Here is a 25,623-nt window from a genome sequence, read left to right as displayed (position 1 = left end):
CATGCACATCATCCATTGCCCCTACTGCGGCCCGCGCGAGGAAGTGGAGTTCAAGTACGGCGGCCAGGCCCACATCACCCGGCCGGAAAATCCCGAGGCGCTGGACGACGCGCAATGGGCCGACATCCTGTTCATGCGCGACAACCCCAAGGGCGTTTTCGCCGAGCGCTGGATGCACGCCGCCGGCTGCCGCCGCTGGTTCAACGCCCTGCGCCACACCGTCAGCCACAAGATCCTGGCGACCTACCGCATGGGCGAGGCGCCGCCCGTCCTGGAAACGCTTGAGGAGGCCCCGCGATGACCGGCCCCGACCGCCTGCGCGACGGCGGGCTGATCGACCGCTCGAAGCCCGTCACCTTCACCTGGAACGGCCGCGTCCTCGGCGGCTATGAGGGCGACACGCTGGCCTCGGCCCTGCTGGCGAACGGCGTGCATCTGGTGGCGCGCAGCTTCAAGTATCGCCGGCCGCGCGGCATCCTCGGCCACGGGACGGAAGAGCCCAACGCCATGGTGCAGATCGGCACCGGCGACCGCACCGAGCCCAACCCCAAGGCCACCGTCGTGCCGCTGGTGGAGGGCCTGAGCGCGACCAGCGTCAACACCGCCAGGGGCGGGCCGGAAAGCGATCCGCGCGCGGGCATGGGGCTGTTCTCGCGCTTCATGCCGGCGGGCTTCTACTACAAGATGTTCCATGGCTCGCAGAAGATGTGGCAGCGGGTGTGGGAGCCCATCATCCGCCAGGCCGCCGGCTGGGGCACCTGCCCGACCGAGCCCGATCCCGACACCTACGACCACATGAACCTGCACTGCGACGTGCTGGTGGTCGGCGGCGGTCCGGCGGGCATCGCCGCGGCTCGGCAGGCGGCGAAAACCGGCGCCCGCGTGGTCCTGGCCGACGAGCAGGAGCGCTTCGGCGGCAGCCTGCTCGACCTCCCGCGCACCATCGACGGCCTGCCCGGCCATGCCTGGGCCGACCGCGAGGCGGCGGCGCTGGCCGAGGCGGCGGAGGTGACGCTGCTGCCGCGCACCACGGTCTTCGGCTACTACGACCACAACCTGCTCTGCGCCGTGGAACGCCGCACCGACCATCTGGCCGAGGCGCCGGCGCACGTCACCCGACAGCGCCTGTGGCACATCCGGGCGCGCCGCGTGGTGCTGGCGACGGGCGCGCATGAACGCCCGCTGGTGTTCGCCGACAACGACCGGCCCGGCATCATGCTGGCGGGCGCCGTGGCGGCCTATGTGCATCGCTGGGCCGTGCTGCCCGGCCGCAGGGCCGTCGTCTTCACCAACAACGACGGCGCCTGGGAAACCGCGCACCTGCTGAAGAAAGCGGGCGCCGAGGCCGTGACCGTCGTGGACAGCCGCGCCACCGTCCCCGAAGCCTTCAAGAACGCCGCCGGACAGGCCGGCATCACGGTGATGACCGGCCACGCCGTTACCGGCACGCGCGGGGGAAAGCGCGTCAGCGCCGCCCTGGTCCAGCCGGTGAACGCCGACGGCACGCGGACGACTGGGCCGGCCCAGCGCATCGCCTGCGACCTGATCGCCACGTCCGGCGGGTGGTCGCCGGTGGTCCACCTGTTCAGCCAGTCGCGCGGCACGCTGACCTACGACGACACCTGGGCCTGCTTCCGCCCCGGCGTCGCCGTCCAGCCCCAGGCCAGCGTCGGTGCCTGCAACGGCACCTTCGGGCTGGCCGAGACGCTGGCGGAATCCGCCGAGGCCGGCGTCCAGGCCGCCCGCGCCGCCGGGTTCGAGGCATCCGCTCCCGCGCCTGCTCCTGCCGTGGAGGCCCCCAAGGCAACGCCGCCGGTGCCGCTGTGGCTGGTTCCCGCCGACACCGCGCCGGGGCGCGGCGGCAAATGGTTCGTCGATCTTCAGAACGACACCACCGCCGCCGACATCCTGCTGGCCGTGCGCGAGGGCTTCGAGAGCGTGGAGCACGTCAAGCGCTACACGCTGGCGGGCTTCGGCACCGACCAGGGCAAGACGGCCAACATCAATGCGCTGGCGATCCTGGCGGGCACGCTCGGCCGGCCCATCCCCGAAGTCGGCACCACCACCTTCCGCGCGCCCTACACGCCGGTCACCTTCGGCGCCATGGCGGGACGCAACCTGGGCGACCGGCTGGAGCCGCAGCGCCTGACCGACATACACGACCGCCACATCGCGCTGGGGGCGGAGTTCGAGGACGTCGGCCAGTGGAAGCGCCCCTGGTACTACCCCAAGGCCGGCGAAGACATGCACGCCGCCGTCGCGCGCGAATGCCGGGCGGTCCGTGAAAGCGTGGGCGTGCTGGATGCCTCCACGCTGGGCAAGATCGACATCCAGGGGCCGGACGCAGCGGAGTTCCTCAACCGCGTCTACACCAACGCCTGGTCGAAGCTGGCCGTCGGCCGGGTGCGCTACGGCATCATGTGCGGCGAGGACGGCATGGTGTTCGACGACGGCACCACCGCCCGCATCGACGAAAACCGCTACCTGATGACCACCACCACCGGCGGCGCGGCCCATGTGCTGGATCATCTGGAGGAATACCTCCAGACCGAGTGGCCGGACCTGCGCGTGCGGCTGACATCCGTCACCGAGCAGTGGGCCACCGTCGCCATCGCCGGCCCCAAGGCGCTGGAGGTGGTCAAGCGCGTGTGTCCCGACGATGCCATGGCGCCGGCTGACTTCCCCTTCCTGTCGTGGAAGCCCGCCACCGCCGCCGGCATCCCGGCGCGCGTTTTCCGCATCAGCTTCACCGGCGAGCTTCAGTACGAGATCAACGTCCCCTGGCACCACGGCGCGGACCTGTGGGATGCGGTGATGGAGGCCGGCAAGGACTTCGACATCACCCCCTACGGCACGGAAACCATGCACGTGCTGCGCGCCGAGAAGGGGTTCATCATCACGGGCCAGGAGACCGACGGCACCCAGACACCCTTCGACCTGGGCATGGACTGGATCGTGTCGAAGAAGAAGCCGGACTTCATCGGCCGGCGGTCGCTGTTCCGCTCCGACATGCAGCGGCCCGACCGCAAGCAGCTGGTCGGCCTGCTGCCCGAGGACCCGCGCGTGGTCCTGCCCGAGGGCACGCAGATCGTCGAGCCGGGCGCGCTCAACCGCCCGCCGCCGGTGCCCATGCTCGGCTTCGTGACCTCGAGCTACCACAGCCCGGCGCTGGACAGCGGGTTTGCGCTCGCGCTCATCGCCGGCGGCCGCGACCGCCTGGGCGAGACCGTGGAGGCCGCCCTGCCGGGCGGACCGGTGAAGGTCCGCCTGCATGACCCTGTGTTCGTTGATGCCGAAGGAGCCCGCCGTGACGGTTGATACCCTTCCCTCGCGCCCGCAGGCCTCTGCCGCCGCCGTGACCCTGGAGCGGCTGCCGCTGCGCACCACGCTCAACCTGCGCGGCGATCCCGCCGACGCGGCGTTCCTGGACGCCGTCAAGCAGGCGACCGGCCTGACGCTGCCGACTGACGCCAACACCTGGACCGAGGCCGGCGGCCGCCGTGCCGTCTGGCTCGGCCCCGACGAATGGCTGGTGGTTGCACCCGGCGACGCGGCGGAGGCGCTGGAGCAGGCCATTCGCACCGCGCGCGGCGACGATCCGTGGCTCTCGGTGACGGACGTCTCCCACAACGCCACCGTCTTCCGGGTCGCCGGCCCGGCCGCGCGCATGGTGCTGGCGAAGGCCGCGCCCATCGACCTGCACCCGCGCGCCTTCGCCGCGAACGCCTGCGCCCAGACGGTGCTGGCCCGCACCCGCGCCCTGATCCTGCTGGCCGCGCCCGACGCGCCGGAGTTCGAGGTCTGGGTGCGCAATTCCTTCGCCCGGTACACGGCCGACTGGCTTGAAGACGCCATGCTCGAATACCAGTCGCCCCCATAACGGGGCCGCCAACATAACAAGGCCCCGGCCCAGACCAGACAGCACGGGAGGACAGCCATGGAGACGCATGCACGCGCGGTGGTGATCGGGGGCGGCGTGGTCGGGGTCTCGACCCTCTACCACCTCGCCCGGAAAGGCTGGTCCGACGTGATGCTCATAGAGCGGCGCGAGTTGACGAGCGGGTCGACATGGCACGCCGCCGGCCTGTTGCCGCTGTTCAACATGAGCTATTCGGTGGGGCAGATCCACAAGTACTCGGTCCGCTTCTATCAAGAGCTTCAGGAGGAAACGGGTCAGGACGTGGGCTTCCGCAAGGTGGGCAACATCCGCCTCGCAACCACGCCCGACCGCATGGACGAATACCGCCAGTACGCCGGCGTCGCCGAGACCATCGGCGTCAACGTGGAGTTCCTGACACCCGAGCAGGTCAAGGAACACTGGCCCCTGTGCGAGACCGATGGCCTGATCGGCGCCATCCGCCATCCCGACGACGGCTACATCCAGCCCGCCGACCTGACCCAGGCGCTGGCCAAGGGTGCGCGGATGCGCGGGGCGAAGATCCACCGCCACACCACCGTGCTCGGCATCGAGCGCACGGCAAGCGGCGAATGGCTGGTGAAGACCGACAAGGGCGACATCACCTGCGAGCACGTCGTTTCCGCCACCGGCAACTTCGCGCGCCAGACCGGCGCCATGGTGGGGCTGGACGTGCCGGTGATCCCGGTCGAACACCAGTACATCGTCACCGACACCCACCCCGCCGTCCAGGAGCGTCAGGCCCAGGGACTGCCGGAAATGGGCGTGCTGCGCGGGGCGGAGGGAAGCTGGTACATGCGCGAGGAGCGCGGCGGCCTGATCCTCGGTCCCTACGAGGTCGGCGCGCCGTGCTGCTACGTCGACGGGCCGCGCCCCGACAGCGAGTACGAGCTGTTCCCGGAAGACGTGGAGCGCCTGGAACCGCACATCGAGGACGCCATCAACCGGGTGCCCGTCTTCGGCGAGGCGGGGCTGAAGACGGTCTACAACGGCGCCATCGCCTACACGCCCGACGGCAGCCCCATCGTCGGCCCGGCCTGGGACCTGAAGAATTTCTGGCTGAACGAGGGCCACAGCTTCGGCATCACGGCGGCCGGCGGCGCCGGCTGGCAGTTGGCGGAATGGATCGTCGAGGGCGAGCCGTCCATCGACATGATGGGCGTCGACCCGCGCCGCTTCGGCCCCTACGCCACGCGCGGCTACCTCAAGCGCAAGAACGAGGAAGCCTACGCCAACGTCTACACCATTCATTACCCCGACGAGGAACGCCCCGCCGGCCGGCCGCTCCGCACCGCGCCCTGCTACGAGCGCATGAAGGACCTGGGTGCGGTCTTCGGCCAGAAGTTCGGGTGGGAACGCCCCAACTGGTTCGCTCCGCCCGGCGTGCCGCAGGAAGACCACTGGTCCTTCCGCCGCTCCAAGTGGTTCGGGCATGTCGGCGCCGAATGCCGCAACGTGGCGGAGAACGTCGGCCTCCTGGACATGACGGCCTTCGCAAAATGCCGGATCGAGGGACCGGGGGCGGAGGCCTTCCTCGACCACCTGGTCGCCAACAAGCTGCCGCAGAAGATCGGCCGCGTCGGCCTGTGCCATGCGCTCGCACCCTCGGGCGGGGTGATGAGCGAGTTTACCATCCAGCGCGAGGCGGTGGACCGATTCTATCTGGTGTCGGCCGGGGCGCTTCAGCGCATCGACCACGACTGGCTGCGCAAGCACATGCCGACGGACGGTTCCGTGCGCATGACCGACCTGACGACGCAGATGGGCGTGCTGGTGCTCGCCGGTCCCAAGGCACGGACCGTGCTGGAGCGGGTCAGCGACGACGACTGGTCCAACGCCGCCTTCCCCTGGCTGTCGGGCAAGGACGTCGTCATCGGCATGGCGCCGGTGAAGGCGCTGCGCGTCAACTTCGTCGGCGAACTGGGGTGGGAGTTGCACCATCCGCTGGAGATGCAGAACCACCTGTTCGACACCCTCATGGCCGCCGGCCAGGACCTGGGCCTCAAGCCGTTCGGCATCCGCGCCATGGACAGCCTGCGGGTGGAGAAGTCCTACCGCATGGTGGGCGCCGAACTCTCCATCGAGTACGGCGCCGAGGAATCCGGCCTCGACCGGTTCGTGCGGCCCGAGAAGGGCGACTTCATCGGCCGCGATGCCCTTCTGAAGCGGCGCGAGGAGGGCTTGCGCTGGCGCTTCGCGACGCTGAAGGTGCACGACGTCACCGACGCCGACGCGGTGGGCAACAACCCCATCCACGATACGGACGGCACGCTGGTGGGCCGGGCAACCGCGGGCAACTACGGCTGGCGCGTCGGCGCTTCGCTGGCGCTCGCCATGCTGCGGCCCGAGGTGGCCGGGCCGGGGACGGAGCTGGTCATGGACATCCTGGGCACGCCGCACCGGGTGGAGGTCATTCCCGAAAGTCCCTACGACCCGGAAAACCTGCGCCTGCGCGACAAGTCCGACACGCTGGCGACGCCCGCCCATGCCTGACAAAAAGACTCGTGCTTATCCCAACGGCCGGCGCCTTTGCGCCGGCCGTATCTTTTGCGACGAAGGACATCAAACCCGATGGCGCAGAATGGTTGTTCCATGTCGCATCCGTGACGGCGGAGGTGTCGCAAGCAGGGCATGGTAAGGGGGTGAAACGGACCCATAGGGAGGTTGCCCCCGATGACCCCGCCGAACTCCGCCTCCGCCGCCGAAGCCCTCGACACCGCCACCGCGACGCCGGCCGATGCGCCGACCCGCCGGCTCGACCTTATGGAAACGCAAGCGTCGAGCGTCGACCAGTCCGACCGCCGGGTGCCCATCAACCTGCGCCAGAGCGGCCCGACCCCGACCGAGCTTCTGATTTCCACCCGCGTGCGCAAGTCGCCCTACTGGCACCTCAGCCACAAGGCCGGCTGCTGGCGCGCCACCGTCTACAACCGCATGTACCACCCGCGCGGCTACGTCCGGCCGGAAGACGGCGGCGCCATGGTGGAATACGACGCCCTGGTCAACCGCGTGACCATGTGGAACGTCGCGGTCGAACGCCAGATCTGCGTGAAGGGCCCCGACGCCGAAGCCTTCGTCAATTACGTCATCACCCGCGACGTCACCCGTGTCGCGCCCATGCACGGCAAATACGTCATCCTGTGCAACGAGCGCGGCGGGATCCTCAACGATCCCGTCCTGCTGCGCATCGCCGAGGACGAGTTCTGGTTCTCCCTGTCCGACAGCGACATCGAGATGTGGCTGCGCGGCGTCAACACCGGCCTGAAGATGGACGTCGACATCGCCGAAATCGACGTCTCCCCCGTCCAGATCCAGGGCCCCAAGTCCGAGGACCTCATGGCCGACCTGGTGGGCGAGGCCGTTCGCGCCATGCCCTATTACGGCCTGATGGAAGCCACCGTCGGCGGCCGGTCCGTCGTCGTGTCCCAGACCGGGTTCTCCGGCGAAAAGGGCTATGAAATCTATCTCCGCGACGCGACCCTGTATGCGGAAGACATGTGGAACGCCGTGCTGGAGGCCGGCGAGAAGCACGGGCTGATGGTCATCGCGCCGGCCCACCACCGCCGCATCGCCGCCGGCATCCTGTCGTGGGGCCAGGACTTGGACCACGAGACCCTGCCCTTCCAGTGCAACCTGGGCTACCAGGTGCCGCGCAAGAAGACCGCCGACTACATCGGCAAGGCGGCGCTGGAAAAGGTGCGCGCCGAACTGGAAGCCGGCGGGCGGCCGTATCGCCAGCAGCTTGTCGGCATGGTCATGGGCGGGCGCCCGATCACCGACTACGCGCCCGACTTCTGGCTGATCTCGGGCGCGGACGGCGGTGATCCCGTGGGCTACGTGACCAGCCCGTGGTATTCGCCGGAACTGGGCGCCAACATCGCCATGGCCTACGTCCCGCTGGAGATGTCGGCCCTGGACACTCCGCTGAGGGTCTGGCTGCCCGAGCAGTACGCAGAAATTCCCGGCCAGCCGGTGGAGGCGAAGGTGGTGCAGATGCCCTTCCGCGCCTCCGCCAACCCCAGCGCGCGTGAACGGGCCCGCCTGCAGGGCCGCGATTACGCGGACTGAGACCGCTCGCGATCCCGTGAGCCACTGAAACGGCGGCCCCGAGGCGAACGCCGCGGGGCCGCCGACAGGAGAGGTGCGTCATGTCGCCATCGCCTTCGCCTTCCCCTTCCCCTGCGTCTTCCGGCGAGGAGGACCCCGAGCCCGGCCTGGCGGAGGCCGCGGCGGTGCGCGCGCTGTCCCGGAGCTTTTCCACAGAGGTCACGCCCCGGGCGGCGCGCGCGCTTCCCCGCTTCGACACCCTTCTGCCGCACGGCACGGCGGTGTACGTGCCGCATCTGCCCGGCCTGGATTACGAGGCCGTCGTGCCGCCGCTCTGCGCCCGCCTGAAGGCCGAGGGCATGGTGCCCGTTCCCCATGTGGCGGTCCGCGCCGTGCCGAGCCGCGCGGCGCTCGACCGTTGGCTTGCCGCCCTGGTCGACCGGGGCGGCGTGGACCGGCTGTTGCTTCTCGCCGGCGCGGCGGAGCGCCCGGCCGGTCCCTTCGCCTCCACCCTGCCGGTGCTCGACGAGGGCATCCTGCTGCGCCACGGCCTGACCACCCTGGGCGTCGCCGGCCATCCGGAGGGCCACCCCCAGGCGCCGGCCGAGGACCTGGCGCGGGCGCTGAAGGCCAAGCAGGACTACGCCGCCGAAACCGGCTCGACCCTCTGGATCACGACGCAATTCACCTTCTCCGCCACGCCCGTCGTCGGCTGGCTGCGGGCGATCCGGGCCGCCGGGATCACCCTGCCGGTGCGGGTCGGCCTGCCCGGTCCGGCCAGCCCCCGCACCCTGCTGCGCTATGCGCTCAGTTGCGGGATCGGCGCCTCCCTCACCGTCCTGCGCCGCCGTCCCGGCGCCGCCGCCGGCCTGCTGGGCACCTGGACGCCCGAAACCATGATCCGCGACATCGCCGCCGCCGCTGTGGCCGAACCGGAAAGCGCGCCGGAGGGGCTGCATGCCTTCCCCTTCGGCGGGGTGGAAACCACCGCCCACTGGTTCCGCACGCTGGCCGGCACGCCCGCCGAAGAGGAAGCACAGAGCGTTTCGCGCGCGCGCCGCGGGCGCGAAACGCGAACAGGGTCGTGACCACGACCCCGCGCCGATTAGGCGCGTGAGCCCTCGTGGCGCCTTAACGACTGCCCCGGCGCACCAGGCGCCGGGGTGCAAGCAAAGCAAAACGGAGTCTGCCGCCATGACTCGCCCGACCGCCGTCCACCACCATGCCGACGTCGCCGCGCATCCCGCGCGCGTCGCCGACCGCCCCCGCTCCGATCTCGAGATCGCGCGCGCCGCCCCGCTCAAACCGATCACGGAGGTCGCCGCCGACCGCCTGGGGCTGACCGTCGAGGACCTGATCCCCTATGGCCGCCACAAGGCCAAGCTGGATCTGGACCGCGTCGCCGACCTGGCGGACGCGCCGCGCGGGCGGCTGGTGCTGGTCACCGCCATCACCCCCACGCCCGCCGGCGAGGGCAAGACCACCACCACCGTCGGCCTGGGCGACGGGCTGAACGCCATCGGAAAGCGGGCGGCCGTCTGCCTGCGCGAACCCTCCCTCGGCCCGTGCTTCGGCATGAAGGGCGGGGCGACGGGCGGCGGCCGGGCCCAGGTGGCGCCCATCGACGAGATCAACCTGCACTTCACCGGCGATTTCCACGCCGTCACCAGCGCCCACAACCTGCTGTCGGCCCTGCTGGACAACAGCCTGCACTGGGGCAATCCGCTGGACATCGACACCCGCCGCGTCACCTGGAAGCGCGTCGCCGACATGAACGACCGGGCGCTGCGGCACATCGTCGCCGGCCTGGGCGGTCCGGCGCAGGGCGTCCCGCGCGAGGACGGCTTCGACATCACCGTCGCCTCCGAGGTCATGGCGATCCTGTGCCTGTCCACCGGGCTGGACGACCTGCAGCGGCGGCTTGGCGACATCATCGTCGGCCGCGCCCGCGACGGCCGACCCGTCCGCGCCCGCGACATCGGGGCCGACGGTGCCATGGCCTGCCTGCTGCGCGACGCCATGGCGCCCAACCTGGTGCAGTCGCTGGAGCACAACCCGGCCTTCATCCACGGCGGCCCGTTTGCCAACATCGCGCACGGCTGCAACTCGGTCCTCGCCACCCGCACGGCATCGGCCCTGGCCGACGTGACGGTGACCGAGGCCGGCTTCGGCGCCGACCTGGGAGCCGAAAAATTCCTGCACATCAAGTGCCGCCAGAGCGGCCTGCGCCCAGACGCCGCGGTGCTGGTCGCGACCGTGCGGGCCCTGAAGATGCACGGCGGCATCGGCAAGGACGCGCTCGGCATTCCCGACCCGCAGGCCGTGCGCGCGGGCGGGGCGAACCTGGCCCGCCACGTCGCCAACATGCAGCGCTTCGGCCTGCCCCTGGTGGTGGCGCTCAACCGCTTCTCCGGCGACACCGAGGCCGAGGTCGCCGCCGTCCGTGCGCTGTGTGACGCGGCCGGCGTGCCGCTGGTGGTGGCCGACCACTGGGCCTCCGGCGGCGGCGGCGCCGTCGAGCTGGCGGAGGCCGTCGACGCGCTCACCCAGGGGCCGACGCCCGAACCCCGCTTCCTGTACGAGGAGTCCCTGCCGCTGGCCGAGAAGATCGAGGCCGTGGCGACGGGGCTGTACGGGGCCGCCGGCGTGGTGATCGAGCCCAAGGTGCTGCGCCAGTTGCAGGAGTTCGAGGCCCTGGGCTACGGCCGCCTGCCGGTCTGCATCGCCAAGACACAGTACAGCTTTTCCGCCGACCCGTCCGCCAAGGGCGCACCGGAAGGGCACCTGCTGCCGGTGCGCGAGGTGCGGCTGGCCGCCGGCGCCGGATTCGTGGTGGCGGTGTGCGGTGACATCATGACCATGCCCGGCCTGCCCCGCCAGCCTGCGGCCCTGCGCATGCACCTGAACACGGCCGGCCACGTCGACGGGTTCTGACGCCGGAGGTCAGGAGGCCCCGAGGCGCACGGGCGTTCCGTGGGGCGTGGTGCGGTAGGCGTCCGCCCACGCCTCCTTCAGGGCCTCCAGCGCCGGCTTGTCGGCCTCGCCGCGGGCGGCCAGCAGCATCTCCAGCGCCGTCACCCAGTGTTCCCAATAAGCCGCGCCGTCCACCGGGCGGCCGGCCGTGCGGGCCATGGACAGCACGGTGCCGAAGGTCTCCGTCCACTCGGTCCAGGTGAACAGGCCCGTCTCCGACAGGTGCACGGCCATGGCGAAGGCCTGGGCCTGCCAGGGCTCCTCGAACGGGCGCTCGGGCGCGGGCGCGGAATGGCGGGCGTCAGACGGCATCGAGATAGGGCTCCCACAGGTCCAGCGTCACGGTGTCGCGCGGGTGGGCGTCGGGCCCCCACAGCTCCCGCGCCGTGAAGCGCACGGCGTAGAGCGGCTGCGGGTCCTCGCCCCGGAAGTGGGCATTGGAATCGGGGAAGACGTGGCCGCCGTGGTCCCGCACCACCTCTCCCACCTTGCCGCGGGCGTAGCGCGGCAGGCGCGTGTGGCCTTCCGGGTTGAGGTTTTTCGCCCGCACCCGGTCGCCGACGGCAAAGCGCGGCGCCCGGTCCAGCGGACGCGCCGAAGGTCCGCCCCTGCGCAGCACCGGCCCGACCCGCTCGGGCGTCAGCGGCGGCTCGGCCTTGGCGGTGTTGGGGTCGGGCGTGCCCGATGCGGCCTCGTCGGCGGAGATCAGGCCGTGCTCGACCATCATGTCCGTCAGCGCGGCGATCCAGCGCTCATAGTACGTATAGTTCAGGTACGCCGCCGGCGGGATGCGCTCGCGCGCGTGGCGGCTGGCGTCGATGTTCCACTTGCCCCAGGCGGCCATGGCCAGCGTCAGCGCCAGCGCGCGCTTTTCCCACGGGGCATGGAAGATCGGCTCGTCGGGCTCGGGGCGCACGGGGCCGAAGCCGTGCATCCCGCCCATGTCGTGGATGCCGTTCATCGCCCGGCCTCCGCGGGAGACAGGGCGAAGCCGGTGCCGATCATGGAGTCGCGGGTCACCAGGTCGGCAAGCTGGTCTTCCGTCAGGCCCTCGGTGCCGACGGGACGGCGGGGGATGACCAGATAGCGGGTCTCGGCGGTGGAGTCCCAGACGCGCACCTCGGTCTCGTCCGGCAGCGTGATGCCGAAGTCCGCCAAGACGCCGCGCGGGTCGATGACGGCGCGCGAGCGGTAGGCGTCGGACTTGTACCACACCGGCGGCAGACCCAGGACCGACCAGGGATAGCAGCTGCACAGGGTGCAGACGACCATGTTGTGGACGGCGTCGGTGTTCTCCACGATCACCATGTGCTCGCCCTGCCGGCCCTCGTACCCCAGTTCGGCGACGGCGGCGGTGGCATCGGCGCGCAGGCGCTCCAGGTAGGCGGGATCGCTCCAGGCCTTCGCCACCACGCGGGCGCCGTTGCGCGGGCCGACGCGGTGCTCGTAGGTCTCGACGATCTCGTCGAGCGCGGCGCGGTCGACCAGCCCCTTTTCCGTCAGCAGGGTTTCCAGCGCCTTGACGCGCAGCGCGGGGTCGGAGGGAACGGCCTGATGGTCATGGTCGTGACCGTCGTGCGGCATGGATCAAGGTCCTCCGGCGCAAGGAAAAAGGACTTCCGATGGTGGCGCATCGGAAGCCCTTTCGCAACGGTCGGATACCGCCCGCCCTACTTGCGCTCGGCCAGCTTGCGCAGCAGGAAGTCGCGGAAGACGGCGACGCGCTTGGAGTGGCGCAGTTCCTCGGGATACACGAAGAAGCAGTCGAACCCCGGCCCGCGCAACTCCGGCAGAACCTGCACCAGATTGGTGGCTTCCGTCGAGAAGTAGTCGGGCATGGCGGCGATGCCGAGCCCCGACTGCACGGCCCGGAAGATGCCGTAGATGTTGTTGACCCGCAGCACCGGCTGGCGGCGCTGGCGCGGCACACCGCCGGCGGTCAGCAGCCAGTTCATGTTGTCGACCGGCGCCTTGGCGTCCTCGCCGTAGACGATGAGGCGGTGGTTGTCCAGATCCTCGGGATGCTTGGGAATGCCGTACTTCTTCAGGTATTCCGGCGAGGCGTAGATCTGGTAGTGCAGGCCCATCAGGTGGCGCTGCACCAGGTCCGGCTGGCGCGGCGGATGGAAGCGGATGGCGACATCCGCCTCGCGCATGGCCAGGTCCACTTCCCCATCATCGAGCAGAAGGCTCATGTCGATGTGGGGATAGGTGTCCATGAACTCCTTGATGCGCGGCGTCAGCCAGACCGAGCCGAAGGCGACCGTGGTGGTCACCTTCAGCGGGCCTTCCGGGCGCTCCCGGCTCTCGGTCAGGCGGGCCTCGGCCATGGACAGCTTGGCGAAGACCTCATGCACCGTGTTGTAGAGCAGCTCGCCCTGTTCCGTCAGGATCAGTCCGCGGGCGTGGCGGTGGAAGAGGGAGACCGTCAGGCTCTCCTCCAGCGCGCTGATCTGGCGGCTGACCGCCGACTGGCTGAGGTTCAGCGTCTCCCCCGCGTGGGTGAAGGAGCCCGCCTCCGCCACCGCGTGGAAGATGCGCAGCTTGTCCCAGTCCATCATGCTGCCTGCGCGATGCGGCATGGAAGCGGCCTCCCTGCGAGCCATGGTGCGTTTACGCCTTCTTGTTCAAGCCTTATCAGGTCTGGCCGTGAAGTGCCAGGAAGCGGTCGGCCTCGATCGCCGCCATGCAGCCCGTGCCCGCGGCCGTGACGGCCTGGCGGTAGACGTGGTCCTGCACGTCGCCGGCGGCATAGACGCCGGGGATGCTGGTGGCCGTGGAGTCGGGCTTGGTGATCAGGTAGCCGTTCTCGTCCATCTCCAGCTGGCCCTGGAACAGCGCCGTGTTCGGCGTGTGGCCGATGGCGATGAACACGCCTTCCAGCGGCAGTTCCGAAACGTCGTCGGTCTTGGTGTTGCGCAGCTTCACTCCGGTGACGCCCAGCGGCTCGCCGCCGCCCAGCACGTCTTCCAGCACCGAATCCCAAACGGGCTCCACCTTGGGATTGGCGAACAGGCGGTCCTGCATGATTTTTTCCGCCCGCAGCTCGTCGCGGCGGTGGATCAGGTAGACCTTGCTGGCATGGTTGGTCAGGAAGATGGCTTCCTCGACGGCCGTGTTGCCGCCGCCGACCACGGCCACGACCTTGTTGCGGAAGAAGAATCCGTCGCAGGTCGCGCAGGCGGAGACGCCGAAGCCCTGGAAGCGCGACTCGCTCTCCAGCCCCAGCCAGCGGGCCGAGGCGCCGGTGGAGATGACCAGCGTCTCGCCGTAGTACACGTCGCCCGAATCGGCGACGGCCTTGAACGGGCGCTGGGACAGGTCGACCTCGGTGATGGTGTCGTGCATCCAGGTGGTGCCGACATTCTCCGCCTGCTTCTGCATCTGCTCCATGAGCCAGGGGCCCTGGATGGGGTCGGCGAAGCCCGGATAGTTCTCGACGTCGGTGGTGATGGTCAACTGGCCGCCCGGCTGGATGCCGGAGACCAGGATCGGGGCCAGGTTGGCGCGCGCGGCGTAGACGGCGGCGGTGCAGCCGGCCGGGCCGGACCCGAGAATGAGAACCTTGGTGTGATGCTCTGCCATGTCCTGCGAAGGCCTCTTGGTCTGTCACCCCGCCGCGCACAGGCCGCGGGGGTCGGGTTTTAAAACGTGGCGGCGAGAATAGTGGCGGCGGCGGGGGCGTGCAACTGCGCCGCGCCCGGCCCGGCCCGAAACACGACGCGTCCCTGCCGCCGAAACGCGACGAGGCGCCCGATCGCTCGGGCGCCTCGCGCGGTAAGGCGGTGCGTGCCGGAGCCGATTACAGCTCGCCGGCGCTTTCCTTCAGGAAGGCGGCGACGCCGTCCGGCGTGGCCTGCATGCCCTTCTTGCCCTTGGTCCAGCCGGCGGGGCAGACTTCGCCGTGCTCTTCGTGGAAGGCCAGGGCGTCGACCATGCGCAGGGCCTCGTCGACGTTGCGGCCCAGCGGCAGGTCGTTGATGGTGGCGTGGCGAACGTTGAAGTTCTTGTCGATCAGGAAGGAACCGCGCAGGGCGACGCCGGCGTCCTCCAGCAGCACGCCGAAGTCACGGGCGATCTGCTTGTTCAGGTCAGCCACCATGGGGAACTTGACGTTGCCCAGGCCGCCCTCGTCCTGCGGGGTCTTCTTCCAGGCCAGGTGGGTGAACTGGCTGTCGACGGAGACGGAAACGACCTTGCAGCCCTTCTCCTCGAACTGCGCCATGCGGTGATCGTGGGCGATGATCTCCGACGGGCACACGAAGGTGAAGTCGAGCGGGTAGAAGAACACCCAGCCGTAGCTGCCCTTCAGGTAGTCCTTCAGGCTGAACTCGGCGTTGATGGAGTTGTCACCCATCACGGCCTGGGCGGTGAAGTCCGGGGCCTGCTTGCCGACCAGCGAGGTCACGGTGGGGGTGGTCTCGGTCATGATTGCTCGCTCCGTTCTCGAAAATATCTTTCTGGATCGCAAGGACCCGAGTGCGGCCTCTATGTAGACGCCGGGCGCCCTGGTTTGCAAGTCGGAATAATTAAATTGTAGTGCCCAAACCGCCTACGCGCCGTTGGGCGCAGACGCTGCGCCTCCCGATCGCCGGACGGCCATGCCCGACTCGGGCATGCGGGAATTTCCGCAAACCGCCGCCAAGGCGCTGCGACCGCCGGTTTTCGCAGCGGTGCCATGCAGCATTCGGGCTTGTCCCGCGTTCGCGATGAAACGACGTTACCCGGCCTCGCGTCAATGGGCACATGAAAAATGACGCCTTTGGCCCGAAACCCTTATTGTCATTGCCGCGCGCGGCCTTTACCTTGAAATATCATTGCGCCGGGGCGACATAAGATTCCGGCGGAACACCGGGGAGGATAATTTACGACATGCAGCGGGTGAAGCTTGATCGCATCGATCGGCGCATCCTGAGCGACCTGCAGGCGGATGGCCGGATGACCAACGTGGAACTGGCCCGTCGTGCAGGCATCTCGGCTCCGCCCTGCCTGCGGCGCGTGCGTGCGCTGGAGGAAGCGGGGTTCATTCGCGGCTACCACGCCGACATCGACCCCGGGGCGCTCAACTACAACGTCACGGTGTTCGCCCATGTCGGCCTCAACAGCCAGGCCGAAGCCGACCTGCGCGCGTTCGAGGGGCTGGTGAACGACTGGCCCGAGGTGCGCGAATGCCACATGCTCGCCGGCGAAACCGACTTCCTGCTCAAGGTGGTGGCGCACGACTGGGACGACTACCAGCGCTTCCTCACCACCCGGCTGACGGCGGCGCCCAATGTGGCGCACGTGAAGTCGGCGCTGGCGATTCGCACAGGCAAACAGCAGCCGGGCGTGCCCATCGACGTCGACGAAGGGCCGGAGCCGCATCCGGAGGCCGACTCGGAAGGTCGCTGACGGGGTGCGGGGATAGCCACGAAGACATCAAGGGCACCAAGAGGGTGTGCCGGCTGACGGGCTGCGGCGTCAGCGGCTGGCGTGGTGCGTTTGAAACACCAAGACACCAAGACAGCGCGCGAAGGCGCGCCATCCTCACTCTGGTGGCCGCTGTCGCCCGGTCTTCGTCACGGTGATGAATAAGGAATCGCGGGAGCGCGAGGAAGCCCGTGGCTCCCTCGCATTCATAGTCCGGCGCAGCCGGAAAGCCTTGGTGTCGTGGTGGCCTCGCCGCAAAGCACCACCCGAGCCCGCCGCTTACGGCCGGCCGTGTTCCCGCGCGTAGGCGAAGTACAGGTCCCGCGCCCGCTCGTACAGCGGTCCCTTGACGAACTCGCGGTCGCCCAGCTGCTTGCACCACCCCAGCTTTTGATAATTGCCGGTGGCGAAGACCTCGTCGGCGCCCAGCACCTCGTTCCAGGTGATGGCCCGCTCCTCCACCGTCACGCCGGCCTCGCGCAGCAGCTTGATGACGCGCTGGCGGGTCAGGCCGTTGAGGAAGGTGCCGTTGGGTGCCGGCGTGTGGACGACGCCGTCTTTCCCGAAGAACAGGTTGGTGTAGGCGAATTCCGCCACGTTGCCCGACGGGTCGAGCATGACGGCGGTGTCGCATCCCTTGGCCTTGGCCTCGGCGACGGCGCGGCCGGTATTGGGGTACAGGCAGCTTGCCTTGGCTTCGGTCGGGGCCATATCGCGGGCGGGGCGGCGGAAGCTGGACAGCAGGGCCCTGAAGCCGTCGGCCGGCGGCAGCGGCGACGGATAGATGGACATGCCGAACCCGACGTCGTGGCTGTCGGGCACGATGAAGCCCGACCCGCCCCAGAACATGGGGCAGATGTAGAGCTGCGACTCGCGGGGGAAGCGGCGAATGCCCTCCCACGCCAGTTCGGCGATCTCGGCGCCGGTGATCTGCGGCTGCATCCCCAGCACGCGGGCGGACAGCACGGCGCGTTCGCAGTGGGGCAGCAGGTCCGGCGCGACGCCGTCGAAATAGCGGGCCCCGTCGAACACCACCGAGCCCAGCCACACCCCGTGGGTGCGCGGTCCCAGCAGCTTGGGGTTGCCGACGTGCCATTCCCCTTGTGCATAGACGACGCCTTCCGTCGCGATCTGGCCCTTCATGGCGCTCCTCGATTTTATGCTTGGCCGCCGACGGACGCCGCGGCTGTCGAGCGGTTGGTGATCTCGGTTGGAACGCTCAGGATAGCCACGGGCTGCCGCCCCTGTCCAACGCCGCAGTGCGCGCCGTCACAGGGCGCGGCGGCGCCAGTGCTCGGCCTCCGCCCGCGCCCATTCCAGGCGGTCGGTGCCGCGGGACAGGGCCGGCGGCGGGGCGGCGTGGCGGCGCAGATGGGCGATGTCAGCGCGGGCGCGGGCGGCCATGCCAGACAGGGCGCGGGCGCGGGCCAGCGCCTGGCGCCGGCGCAGCACCGCCTCGTCCACCACGGCGCCCAGCGTCAGCGCGCGCGGCACCGGGCCGTTGAAGCGGCGCTCCAGCGTTTCGGGCAGCATGACAGGCTCCTTCCGGCAACTCTCGGAGGGAGAATTAGGATCATATTCCGTTGCCTGTCGTCAAGGAAAATGATCTACTGGCTGACCCACAGCACGCGGGCGATCCATTCCACCTGCTCGCGCGCCAGCGAGCGGTCGTCGTGCAGGGGGTTGAGGCTTTTCAGCTCCACCCGCTTTTCCGACAGGCGCAGCAGTTCCTTGACCATGACCTCGCCCTCCATGGTGCGGACCACGACGCGGTCACCGCGGCGGGGCGCCTCGTCGGGCGCGACCACCAGGATGTCGCCATCGCGGTAGACCGGCTGCATGGAGTCGCCCGACACCTCCAGGGCATAGGCGTGCGGGTCGGTGACCTCGGGCGTGCGGATCTCGTCCCAGCCGGCCCCGACGGGCCAGCCGGCATCGTCGAAGTAGCCCGACTGCCCGGCCTGGGCGAAGCCGATCAGCGGCAGGGTCTGCGGCGCCGGGCGGCCGATGCCGTCGCCCTCCACCAGCGCCGTGAACTCGGCCAGAGAGGTGTTGGTGGCCTGCAGGATCTTGGCGATGGACTCGGTGGACGGCCAGCGGGGCTTGCCCTCGCGGGTCGTGCGCTTGGACTTGTTGAAGGTGGTGGAATCGAGTCCGGCCCGCCGCGCCAGCCCGGAGGGGGACAGGCCCTTGGATTCGGCAAGGCGATCGATGGCGCGCCAGATCTGCGAGTGCTTCAGCATGGGAACATGGTCTTACAGCAGGACCGTCGACGCATTAAGAAGAAATTCCGCAATTTTCCTTGACCGTTTGGGCTCCCAATCCTAACACTTCCGGTTGTTCTTGTTATGTTCCAACCGTGGAGAGACCCGCCATGGCCCAACCGCGCCCCGCCCCCGTCCGCGTCCTGAACGAGCGGCCCACCGAACCCTTCGCCGATGCCCAGGAGGCCTGGTTCTGGTTCTGGCAGTGCCAGATCGCCCGCGACGAAGGCGCCCGGTTTGTCGCCGGCGCCGGCCTCGTCGCCCGCCCCTGCGATCCCGACGACATCAGCCGCGCCGCCCTGTCGCTCGCCCGCCGCCGCATCATCGACCGCCGCCACCTGCGGGTGCTGGCCGAGTACGGCCGCGCGCTCATCCCGCCGGACCCCCGCCTGCCCGACCAGGCCATCGCCCACCGCCTGTGGGAGGACGCGCTGGACCGCCTGACCACCCTCCTGCGCGGCAAGGGAATCGTGGCATGAGCGGCACGGCATCCTCCCGCGCCTGCACCGCCGCGACGGAAGCCGTGCCGCGGCCGGGCCTGCCGCCGGCGGCCGCCGCCGCCTCGGACGCACCCGGAGCGCCGGCGCTGGTGGTGTTCAGCGGCGACACCGACATCCGCTGGCTGCGCCTGCTGCGCCCCGGCTTCCGACACTGCTTTGCCGTGGTGCGGGCGGACGGGGCATGGGTGGTGGTCGATCCGCTGTCCCACTACACCGCCCTGCGCGTGGTGCCCGAACTGGCGGGATGGGACCCGGCGCGCTGGTTTCGGGCGCGCGGTCTGACCGTCCAGCCGGCCCGCGTCCGCGAGCCCGTGCGCCGCCTGGCGCCGTGGCGGCCCTATACCTGTGTGGAAGCGGTCAAGCGCATCCTTGGCGTGCGGCTGCCGGGCGTCTTCACCCCCTGGCAGTTGTACCGCGCGCTGGGCGGCACGAAGACTGAATGCTCTCCCAAAGAAAATATTCTTGACATGGCCGTTGGAGATGGGGCATAAATCCTCTTGTCAACGCCACAGGTGCGCCCACCGCCCGCCGGACAACCCCGTCCGGCGGGCTTTTTCGTGGACGCTGCCGGGCGTGATCCGCTCGTCCAACCACCCACCGAAGGGAGATCCGGTCCATGGGAGGTTTTGCGTCCCTGCCGCCGCTCGACACAATCGAGGACTTCGAGCGGCTGATGGACTCCGGCAACCTGCCGCCCGGCCGCCCCGGCAAGGCGCTGCTCGACAGCCTGCCGACGCCGCCGCCGCCCAAGCCCATGACCTGGGTCGACGACGGCACCGGCGAGCCCGTCCCGCCGTCCTGGATGAAGACCCCCGGCCGCGACTGGTACCGCGTCGTGTTCGACGACGGCACCGAGATGTCCGCCGCGGAATACCGCGCCTGGCGCAAGAAGACCGGGGTCTACGCCCCGCCGACTGCCATAGCCGCCGACGGCCGGCCGGTCGCGGCGGCCAACGCCCCGCCCGCCGGGCAGAAGGCGCCGGCGCCCTCGACCCCCGACCCGGCGCCGGCCCCGGCGCCCCAGGCGCCCACTCCGCCACCGCCGACCGGCGCCGATCCCTCGCCCGCCCCGGCCGCGCCGCAGTCCCCCCGCTCGACGGCGGAGGAAGACCGCCGCCGCCGGCTGCGCGCCCGGGAAGAGGCCGAGGCCGCCCGCCGCCGCACCGTCGCGACGTCATGGCGCGGCGTCCTCACCCCGCCGTCCCGCGTGCCGGAGCGGCGCCGCAAGACCCTGTTGGGAGAATGATCCATGTCCGTCGATACCGAGGCCCTGCTGCGCCGCTACCGGGCCGCCCGGTCGCGCCGCGGCGCCTGGGACGGCCACTGGCGCGAATGCTACGACTTCACGCTGCCCAGCCGTGACGGCTCGGCCGCCGGCACGGGCACCGAAGGCGCCCGGCGCGGCGACCGGCTGTTCGACGGCACCGCACCCGACGCCGTCGACCAGTTGGCCGCCAGCCTGCTCGCCCAGCTGACCCCGCCGTGGGCGCGCTGGTTCGGCCTGACCGCCGGCGTGGACGTCGAGGACGCCGAGCGCGACGCCGTCGCGCCGCTGCTGGAAAAGACCGCCGAGATCGTGCGCGGCCACTTCGATCGCGCCAACTTCGCGGTCGAGATGCACCAGGCCTACCTGGATCTGGTCATCGCCGGCACCGCGAGCCTGCTGTTCGAGGAAGCCCCGCCGGGCAGCCCCAGCGCGTTTCGCTTCACCGCCGTTCCGCTGTCGGAACTGGTGGTGGAGGAAGGCGCCTCGGGCCGGCTGGAGATCACCTTCCGCCGCTCCGAGGCCGGCCTGGCGACCCTGCGCGAGCGCTTCCCCGTCGCCCCCCTGCCCGACGCGCTGACCGCACGCGCCGACGACGATCCCGACGCCCGCTTCGCCGTGCTGGAAGCCGTGACGCCCGACCCGGACGGCGCAGGATTCGTCTACACGGCCCTGCTGGACCCGGAAGGCATGCCGGCGGTGTCCGAGGCCGTGGTGCTGGCCGAGGGCCGCTTCGCGCGCTCGCCCTTCATCACCTTCCGGTGGCTCAAGGCGCCCGGCGAGGCCTACGGCCGCAGCCCGGTCATGAAGGCCCTGCCCGATATCAAGACCGCCAACAAGGTGGTGGAACTGGTGCTGAAGAACGCCAGCATTTCCGTCACCGGCATCTGGCAGGCCGACGACGACGGCGTGCTGAACCCGGCCAACATCCGCCTCGTGCCCGGCGCCATCATCCCCAAGGCCGTCGGGTCCTCGGGCCTGACGCCGCTGGAGGCACCGGGGCGGTTCGACGTCAGCCAACTCGTCCTCGACGACCTGCGCGGGCGCATCCGCCATGCCCTGCTGGTGGACCGCCTGGGCCAGCCGGACGCGCCGACCATGACGGCGACCGAAGTGCTGGAGCGATCGGCCGAGATGGCGCGCATCCTGGGCGCCACGTACGGCCGGCTTCAGTCGGAGCTTCTGACGCCTCTGGTCATGCGGGCGCTGTCCATCCTGCGCCGGCGCGGCGAAATCCCCGACCTGCGCGTGGACGGCCGCGTGGTGGAACTCACCTACCAGTCGCCGCTGGCCCGTACGCAGGCCCAGGCCGATGCCCAGAACACACTCACCTGGCTGACATCCGTCGCCGGCCTCGGCCCGGAAGCGGCCGGGGCCGTGGACACGGTGGCGGCGGCCCGCTGGCTGGGCCGCGCGCTGGGCGTCCCAGCGGAGCTGATCCGCGAGACCCCGCCCGAGGCCGCGCCCATCCCTGGCGGCCCGGTGCCGCTGGGAGTGGCGCCCGAGGCCGCGCCGCCGCCGCCGTCCGCCGGGGCCGCTCCGCCCTCGCCCGATCATCCCGCCGCCGCCGTGCCCGCGCCCGCCCCCTCCCCGGGCGCGGGCGGCCTGGCTGCGGGAGGCACGCCGTAATGCCCGGCGTGCCCGATCGCGGGGGCTGGAGCGGCCTCGAACCGGGGGCCGGGGGTGTGGTCGAAGACGGTCAACACGGCACCGTCGCCGCCACGGACAACGACACGGGTTTCCTCTTCGCCCGCGTCTTTTCCGGCAGCGACGGCGCCCGCGCGCTGGAACACCTGCGCGCGCTGACCCTCGACCGCGCCCTCGGCCCCGAGTCGAGCCCCGACGCCCTGCGCCACCTGGAAGGCCAACGCTGCCTCGTCCGCCACATCCTCGCCCTGGTGGCGCGGGGACGGGCGGGCGGCTAAGCGGCCCGCCGGGCCAGTCGATTGCGAGGCCACCAAGACACCAAGGACACCAAGAGACCGCGCAAGCCCGCGCGGCAGCGCATCCTTCCCACCCCTGTTGGCCAGGAGCACTGCGCGCGGCTTTATGCATGACGCATCAATGGGCCGCAGCCCCTTGGTGTTCGTGGTGTCTTGGTGGCTATCCCTCACCGACGGCCGCCAATTTTCTCCAACCGGAAGGAGTCACCATGACCATTCCCGCCACTCCCGCGCCCCGGCTTGCCGGCATCAAGCCCGCCGTGCCGGAGGAGTTTCTCAACCCCGAGACGGGCGAGGTCGACGTCGAGGCGCTGATCGCCGCGTATACGGCGCTGACGCAGCAACCCGCCCCGCCGGCCATTCCCGACAGCCCCGACGGCTATCAGGTGAGCGCGCCGCACGCGCTGCTGGAGGCCGACCCCGAGGTCAACGCCCGCCTGCACGCCGCCGGCTTCACGCCCGAGCAGGTGCAGCTGGTCTACGACCTGGCGGCCGAGCGCATCATCCCCGTGCTGGAGGCCATGGCCGCCGACATGGACGGCGACCGCGAGCTGTCGCGCCTGATCGAGCACTTCGGTGGCGAGGAACGCTGGGCCGAGATCAGCCGCCAGCTCCAGGCCTGGGGCGCGGCCAACCTGCCGGCCGACGTGCTGGGCGCCCTGTCGGGCACCGCCGACGGCGTCATGGCGCTGTTCCGCATGATGCAGTCCGGCGAGCCGGGCCTCGGCGGCATGGACAAGGGCGCGGCCGGCGCGTCCTCGGAAGACGAGGTCAAGGCCCTGATGCGCGATCCCAAGTACTGGCGCGACCGCGACCCCGCCACCGTGCGCAAGGTCGCCGAGGGCTTCAAGCGCCTCTATCCGGGGGCGTAAGGCTCGGGCGTTGTGCGGCGAGGCCACCGAGACACCAAGGACACCAAGTCGGGCCGCGCCAGCGGCTGGCAGTCGTTGTGGACCCCAGTTTTCGCTGGGGTGACGGGTATTTTTTGACTGTCGTCCCAGCGAAGGCTGGGACCCACGCACCACGTCAGCCGACCCGGCACGGTCTCCTGGTGTTCTTGGTGTCTTGGTGGCTATTCCCGCACCACGCCAGCGCCCCACCCCAAGACACCCAGACACCACAACCGAAGGACCGACCAATCATGTCCGTTCAGATCGACAAGTCGTTCGTGAAGCACTTCCAGGCCGACGTGCACCTGGCGTTCCAGCAGATGGGAAGCAAGCTGCGCAACACGGTTCGCACCAAGAATGACGTCAAGGGTTCCTCCACCGTCTTCCAGAAGGTGGGCAAGGGCACGGCGTCCACCAAGGCGCGGCACGGCAAGGTGCCGGTGATGAACCTCGACCACACGCCGGTCGAATGCCAGCTCTACGACTACTACGCCGGCGACTGGGTCGACCGGCTGGACGAGCTGAAGACCAACATCGACGAGCGCCAGGTGCTGGTGAAGGCCGGGGCCTACGCGCTGGGCCGCAAGACCGACGAACTCATCATCAACGAGTTCGACGCCTCCACCAACTACGCCCAGGACGGCACCACCGGCCTGACCAAGGACAAGGTGCTGGCCGCCTTCGAGATGCTGGGCGAGGCCGACGTGCCCGACGACGGCGACCGCCACGCCGTGGTGGGGTGGAAGCAGTGGTCCGAGCTGCTGGCCATCCCCGAATTCTCCAACGCCGATTATGTCGGCGAGGACGACCTGCCGTGGAAGGGCACCCAGGCCAAGAAGTGGCTGGGGACGCTGTGGATGCCGCACTCGGGCCTGACGCTCTCCAGCGGCGTGCGCTTCTGCTACTGGTACCACAAGACCGCCGTCGGCCACGCCATCGGCTCCGAGGTCGTGACCGACGTCTCGTGGCACGGCGACCGCGCCTCCCACTTCGTCAACAACATGATGAGCCAGGGCGCCAAGCTGATCGACCCCTCGGGCGTCGTGTCGCTGCGCTGCCTGGAATCCTGATCCCCGCCCGACGGGATTGAAGGAACATTTCATAAACAAATAGGAGTTCTGAACGATGGCCTTCCAGAGCAAGGACCTGTCGGTCCTGGCCTACGCCAACGGCTTCACCCTGTGGCACTACGCCAGCGCCGACGCCGCGGCGACGGTGACCGGTGCGGGGTACTTCAACCCCGCCGCCGACATGATCAACACCGGCGACCTGATGATCCTGACCACCGACACGGGCACGGCTCCGGCCACCGCGCTGTCGCGCGTCAGCGACGTCTCGGGCGGCACGGTCACCACCGCCGCCGTCTGACCGGTGCCGCAGCCCCCGCCCATCGCCGCCGGCGGTGCGGGGGCTGCGGATGCCGAGCGCGCCACCAGCGATTCCGAGAGCGACCCATGACCATCGACATCTTCCCCACCTTCAACCTTCTGGCCCGCCCCGGGGCGACGATCAGCTTTCCGCCCTTCACGCGGGAAGGCGAGTCGACGCGCATCGACGCCACCGGCGCGCGGGTCAGCGTCGCCAGCAACACGTTGCGCCACGATTTCGAACGCGACGGCGGCGCCTATCGCGGCTTGCTGCTGGAGGGCCGGCGCGACAACCTGCTGCTCAACAGCCTCGCCCCGGCCAGCCAGACCGTCACGCTGGATGCCGGCACCTATACCCTGTCCGTCCACGGCACGGGATCGGCCACGCTGTCCGGAGCCGCCAGCGGCTCGGCCGGCGACGGCGCGCCGCTGACCGTCACCACCGGCGGCGGCAGCGTGACGGTCACCGTCACCGGCACGCCGGACGCCTTTCAGTTGGAACTCGGGACCTTCGCCAGCAGCGTCGTCCCCACCGCTTCGGCCAGCGGGCGGCGGGACTACGACGGCCTGTACGGCAGCATCGCCGACATCGCCATGCGACCCGATGAAGGGACGCTGTATGTCGAGGCCTCGACGTTCGGCCTGTCGCACGCCCTCACGGCTCTGGAGTTGAGCAGCGACCAGGACAACCGACTGTCCCTGCGGTTCGACGGCGCGCGCCGCCCCAGCGTCATGGTCAAGACCGCCTCCGTCGTCGAAGCCGAGATCACAGCGTCGACCGCCGCAGAGGCCGACGCGCCGGTGCGCATGGCGGTCGCCTATGCGCCGGGCGAGGTGAGCTTCTGCGTCGCCGGCAGCATCGTCGGCACGGCAGCGCCGGCTGCGCTGCCCGCCGTCACCCACCTGCTTTGCGGCGTCAACATCGGCGCCAGCGAATGCCTCTACGGCCACTTCCGCCACGGAGCCTATTTCCCGCGCCGCCTGCCCGACGCGGACCTGCAACTGCTGACGCGCTGATCGGCGCCGCGCCGCCCGCCGACGCTTCATGAG

26 protein-coding genes are annotated in these 25,623 nt (G+C 70.2%); 17 read left to right on the top strand and 9 right to left on the bottom strand.

Going from position 1 to position 25,623, the window contains the following annotated elements; all coding sequences use genetic code 11:
• Position 1 precedes the first annotated feature (1 nt).
• From LG334_RS04245 to LG334_RS04215, 7 genes are all read left to right on the top strand, one after another.
• Positions 2-301, top strand: a complete 300-nt coding sequence (locus tag LG334_RS04245) for a sarcosine oxidase subunit delta (RefSeq protein ID WP_404383616.1) — start codon at positions 2-4, stop codon at positions 299-301.
• Positions 298-3,318 carry a sarcosine oxidase subunit alpha family protein gene (locus LG334_RS04240; RefSeq protein ID WP_404383614.1) on the top strand — a complete coding sequence of 1,007 codons (3,021 nt, stop codon included), beginning with the start codon at positions 298-300 and terminating at the stop codon, positions 3,316-3,318. Before LG334_RS04245 ends, LG334_RS04240 begins: the two co-directional genes overlap by 4 nt.
• Complete coding sequence (locus LG334_RS04235) at positions 3,308-3,880, top strand: sarcosine oxidase subunit gamma (protein WP_404383612.1); 573 nt, start codon at positions 3,308-3,310, stop codon at positions 3,878-3,880. Before LG334_RS04240 ends, LG334_RS04235 begins: the two co-directional genes overlap by 11 nt.
• Before the next feature lie 57 nt (positions 3,881-3,937).
• Complete coding sequence (locus LG334_RS04230) at positions 3,938-6,409, top strand: FAD-dependent oxidoreductase (RefSeq protein ID WP_404383610.1); 2,472 nt, start codon at positions 3,938-3,940, stop codon at positions 6,407-6,409.
• Between the two features lie 180 nt (positions 6,410-6,589).
• Positions 6,590-7,984, top strand: a complete 1,395-nt coding sequence (locus tag LG334_RS04225; RefSeq protein WP_404383608.1) for a glycine cleavage T C-terminal barrel domain-containing protein — start codon at positions 6,590-6,592, stop codon at positions 7,982-7,984.
• A gap of 80 nt (positions 7,985-8,064) precedes the next feature.
• Positions 8,065-9,051: a hypothetical protein gene (locus LG334_RS04220; RefSeq protein WP_404383606.1), complete on the top strand. Its 987-nt coding sequence runs from the start codon at positions 8,065-8,067 to the stop codon at positions 9,049-9,051.
• Between the two features lie 106 nt (positions 9,052-9,157).
• On the top strand, positions 9,158-10,897 hold the full coding sequence (locus LG334_RS04215) for a formate--tetrahydrofolate ligase (protein ID WP_404383604.1): 1,740 nt from the start codon (positions 9,158-9,160) through the stop codon (positions 10,895-10,897).
• A 9-nt stretch (positions 10,898-10,906) separates the two neighbouring features.
• Here LG334_RS04215 and LG334_RS04210 read toward each other — a convergent pair whose 3' ends face one another.
• From LG334_RS04210 to LG334_RS04185, 6 genes are all read right to left on the bottom strand, one after another.
• Entirely contained in the window at positions 10,907-11,248 is a 342-nt protein-coding gene (locus LG334_RS04210) for a nitrile hydratase accessory protein (RefSeq protein WP_404383602.1), read from the bottom strand.
• Complete coding sequence (gene nthB, locus LG334_RS04205; protein WP_404383600.1) at positions 11,238-11,897, bottom strand: nitrile hydratase subunit beta; 660 nt, start codon at positions 11,895-11,897, stop codon at positions 11,238-11,240. Before nthB ends, LG334_RS04210 begins: the two co-directional genes overlap by 11 nt.
• Positions 11,894-12,520 (bottom strand): nitrile hydratase subunit alpha, encoded by a 627-nt coding sequence (nthA, locus tag LG334_RS04200; protein WP_404383598.1) that lies wholly within the window; start codon positions 12,518-12,520, stop codon positions 11,894-11,896. The genes nthB and nthA overlap by 4 nt, the downstream gene beginning before the upstream one ends.
• An 86-nt stretch (positions 12,521-12,606) precedes the next feature.
• Positions 12,607-13,518 carry a LysR family transcriptional regulator gene (locus LG334_RS04195; protein WP_404383596.1) on the bottom strand — a complete coding sequence of 304 codons (912 nt, stop codon included), beginning with the start codon at positions 13,516-13,518 and terminating at the stop codon, positions 12,607-12,609.
• A 55-nt stretch (positions 13,519-13,573) separates the two neighbouring features.
• Positions 13,574-14,521 (bottom strand): thioredoxin-disulfide reductase, encoded by a 948-nt coding sequence (gene trxB / locus LG334_RS04190; protein ID WP_404383594.1) that lies wholly within the window; start codon positions 14,519-14,521, stop codon positions 13,574-13,576.
• 217 nt (positions 14,522-14,738) lie between these two features.
• Entirely contained in the window at positions 14,739-15,344 is a 606-nt protein-coding gene (locus LG334_RS04185; RefSeq protein ID WP_404386297.1) for a peroxiredoxin, read from the bottom strand.
• Positions 15,345-15,808: 464 nt separating this feature from the next.
• On the opposite strand from LG334_RS04185, the gene LG334_RS04180 reads away from it, so the two are divergent.
• Entirely contained in the window at positions 15,809-16,327 is a 519-nt protein-coding gene (locus tag LG334_RS04180; RefSeq protein WP_404383592.1) for an Lrp/AsnC family transcriptional regulator, read from the top strand.
• 297 nt (positions 16,328-16,624) lie between these two features.
• On the opposite strand, the gene LG334_RS04175 is transcribed toward LG334_RS04180, so the two are convergent.
• The 3 genes from LG334_RS04175 to LG334_RS04165 all read right to left on the bottom strand — a co-directional run bounded on the left by LG334_RS04175 (position 16,625) and on the right by LG334_RS04165 (position 18,588).
• Entirely contained in the window at positions 16,625-17,488 is an 864-nt protein-coding gene (locus tag LG334_RS04175; RefSeq protein WP_404383590.1) for a branched-chain amino acid aminotransferase, read from the bottom strand.
• A 126-nt stretch (positions 17,489-17,614) separates the two neighbouring features.
• Positions 17,615-17,878 (bottom strand): hypothetical protein, encoded by a 264-nt coding sequence (locus LG334_RS04170; protein WP_404383588.1) that lies wholly within the window; start codon positions 17,876-17,878, stop codon positions 17,615-17,617.
• Positions 17,879-17,952: 74 nt separating this feature from the next.
• Entirely contained in the window at positions 17,953-18,588 is a 636-nt protein-coding gene (locus LG334_RS04165; RefSeq protein WP_404383586.1) for a S24 family peptidase, read from the bottom strand.
• 131 nt (positions 18,589-18,719) lie between these two features.
• Between LG334_RS04165 and LG334_RS04160 the strand changes: the two genes are divergently transcribed.
• The 9 genes from LG334_RS04160 (at position 18,720) to LG334_RS04120 (ending at position 25,590) form a co-directional block, all read left to right on the top strand.
• On the top strand, positions 18,720-19,088 hold the full coding sequence (locus LG334_RS04160) for a hypothetical protein (protein ID WP_404383584.1): 369 nt from the start codon (positions 18,720-18,722) through the stop codon (positions 19,086-19,088).
• Positions 19,085-19,600: a hypothetical protein gene (locus LG334_RS04155; protein ID WP_404383582.1), complete on the top strand. Its 516-nt coding sequence runs from the start codon at positions 19,085-19,087 to the stop codon at positions 19,598-19,600. The genes LG334_RS04160 and LG334_RS04155 overlap by 4 nt, the downstream gene beginning before the upstream one ends.
• Before the next feature lie 125 nt (positions 19,601-19,725).
• Positions 19,726-20,355, top strand: coding sequence for a hypothetical protein (locus tag LG334_RS04150; RefSeq protein ID WP_404383580.1), 630 nt, complete (start codon positions 19,726-19,728; stop codon positions 20,353-20,355).
• Positions 20,356-20,358: 3 nt separating this feature from the next.
• Positions 20,359-22,002, top strand: coding sequence for a portal protein (locus tag LG334_RS04145; RefSeq protein WP_404383578.1), 1,644 nt, complete (start codon positions 20,359-20,361; stop codon positions 22,000-22,002).
• Complete coding sequence (locus LG334_RS04140; RefSeq protein ID WP_404383576.1) at positions 22,002-22,298, top strand: hypothetical protein; 297 nt, start codon at positions 22,002-22,004, stop codon at positions 22,296-22,298. Before LG334_RS04145 ends, LG334_RS04140 begins: the two co-directional genes overlap by 1 nt.
• A gap of 227 nt (positions 22,299-22,525) precedes the next feature.
• Positions 22,526-23,188 (top strand): hypothetical protein, encoded by a 663-nt coding sequence (locus tag LG334_RS04135; RefSeq protein ID WP_404383574.1) that lies wholly within the window; start codon positions 22,526-22,528, stop codon positions 23,186-23,188.
• Between the two features lie 269 nt (positions 23,189-23,457).
• Complete coding sequence (locus LG334_RS04130) at positions 23,458-24,276, top strand: phage capsid protein (RefSeq protein ID WP_404383572.1); 819 nt, start codon at positions 23,458-23,460, stop codon at positions 24,274-24,276.
• Positions 24,277-24,331: 55 nt separating this feature from the next.
• A complete protein-coding gene (locus tag LG334_RS04125) occupies positions 24,332-24,574 on the top strand; it encodes a hypothetical protein (protein WP_404383570.1) in 243 nt (80 codons plus the stop codon).
• A gap of 86 nt (positions 24,575-24,660) precedes the next feature.
• Positions 24,661-25,590, top strand: coding sequence for a hypothetical protein (locus tag LG334_RS04120; protein ID WP_404383568.1), 930 nt, complete (start codon positions 24,661-24,663; stop codon positions 25,588-25,590).
• The last annotated feature ends 33 nt before the right edge of the window (positions 25,591-25,623 follow it).

The sequence above is a fragment of the Caenispirillum salinarum genome, from assembly GCF_044803115.1.
GTDB classification, from domain to species: domain Bacteria; phylum Pseudomonadota; class Alphaproteobacteria; order Rhodospirillales; family Rhodospirillaceae; genus Caenispirillum; species Caenispirillum salinarum_A.
This window is presented reverse-complemented; position numbering and strand designations above follow the sequence as displayed.

Bases quoted from the DNA above. Each gene is read 5' to 3' on its own strand.
- LG334_RS04230 (WP_404383610.1), top strand. From the start codon at position 3,938: ATGGAGACGCATGCACGCGCGGTGGTGATCGGGGGCGGCGTGGTCGGG.
- nthB (WP_404383600.1), bottom strand. From the start codon at position 11,897: ATGAACGGCATCCACGACATGGGCGGGATGCACGGCTTCGGCCCCGTG.
- LG334_RS04220 (WP_404383606.1), top strand. From the start codon at position 8,065: ATGTCGCCATCGCCTTCGCCTTCCCCTTCCCCTGCGTCTTCCGGCGAG.
- LG334_RS04175 (WP_404383590.1), bottom strand. From the start codon at position 17,488: ATGAAGGGCCAGATCGCGACGGAAGGCGTCGTCTATGCACAAGGGGAA.
- LG334_RS04120 (WP_404383568.1), top strand. From the start codon at position 24,661: ATGACCATCGACATCTTCCCCACCTTCAACCTTCTGGCCCGCCCCGGG.
- LG334_RS04155 (WP_404383582.1), top strand. From the start codon at position 19,085: ATGAGCGGCACGGCATCCTCCCGCGCCTGCACCGCCGCGACGGAAGCC.
- LG334_RS04170 (WP_404383588.1), bottom strand. From the start codon at position 17,878: ATGCTGCCCGAAACGCTGGAGCGCCGCTTCAACGGCCCGGTGCCGCGC.
- LG334_RS04150 (WP_404383580.1), top strand. From the start codon at position 19,726: ATGGGAGGTTTTGCGTCCCTGCCGCCGCTCGACACAATCGAGGACTTC.
- LG334_RS04140 (WP_404383576.1), top strand. From the start codon at position 22,002: ATGCCCGGCGTGCCCGATCGCGGGGGCTGGAGCGGCCTCGAACCGGGG.
- LG334_RS04125 (WP_404383570.1), top strand. From the start codon at position 24,332: ATGGCCTTCCAGAGCAAGGACCTGTCGGTCCTGGCCTACGCCAACGGC.
- LG334_RS04130 (WP_404383572.1), top strand. From the start codon at position 23,458: ATGTCCGTTCAGATCGACAAGTCGTTCGTGAAGCACTTCCAGGCCGAC.
- LG334_RS04165 (WP_404383586.1), bottom strand. From the start codon at position 18,588: ATGCTGAAGCACTCGCAGATCTGGCGCGCCATCGATCGCCTTGCCGAA.
- LG334_RS04240 (WP_404383614.1), top strand. From the start codon at position 298: ATGACCGGCCCCGACCGCCTGCGCGACGGCGGGCTGATCGACCGCTCG.
- LG334_RS04180 (WP_404383592.1), top strand. From the start codon at position 15,809: ATGCAGCGGGTGAAGCTTGATCGCATCGATCGGCGCATCCTGAGCGAC.
- nthA (WP_404383598.1), bottom strand. From the start codon at position 12,520: ATGCCGCACGACGGTCACGACCATGACCATCAGGCCGTTCCCTCCGAC.
- LG334_RS04210 (WP_404383602.1), bottom strand. From the start codon at position 11,248: ATGCCGTCTGACGCCCGCCATTCCGCGCCCGCGCCCGAGCGCCCGTTC.
- LG334_RS04225 (WP_404383608.1), top strand. From the start codon at position 6,590: ATGACCCCGCCGAACTCCGCCTCCGCCGCCGAAGCCCTCGACACCGCC.
- LG334_RS04160 (WP_404383584.1), top strand. From the start codon at position 18,720: ATGGCCCAACCGCGCCCCGCCCCCGTCCGCGTCCTGAACGAGCGGCCC.
- LG334_RS04245 (WP_404383616.1), top strand. From the start codon at position 2: ATGCACATCATCCATTGCCCCTACTGCGGCCCGCGCGAGGAAGTGGAG.
- LG334_RS04145 (WP_404383578.1), top strand. From the start codon at position 20,359: ATGTCCGTCGATACCGAGGCCCTGCTGCGCCGCTACCGGGCCGCCCGG.
- LG334_RS04215 (WP_404383604.1), top strand. From the start codon at position 9,158: ATGACTCGCCCGACCGCCGTCCACCACCATGCCGACGTCGCCGCGCAT.
- LG334_RS04195 (WP_404383596.1), bottom strand. From the start codon at position 13,518: ATGCCGCATCGCGCAGGCAGCATGATGGACTGGGACAAGCTGCGCATC.
- trxB (WP_404383594.1), bottom strand. From the start codon at position 14,521: ATGGCAGAGCATCACACCAAGGTTCTCATTCTCGGGTCCGGCCCGGCC.
- LG334_RS04135 (WP_404383574.1), top strand. From the start codon at position 22,526: ATGACCATTCCCGCCACTCCCGCGCCCCGGCTTGCCGGCATCAAGCCC.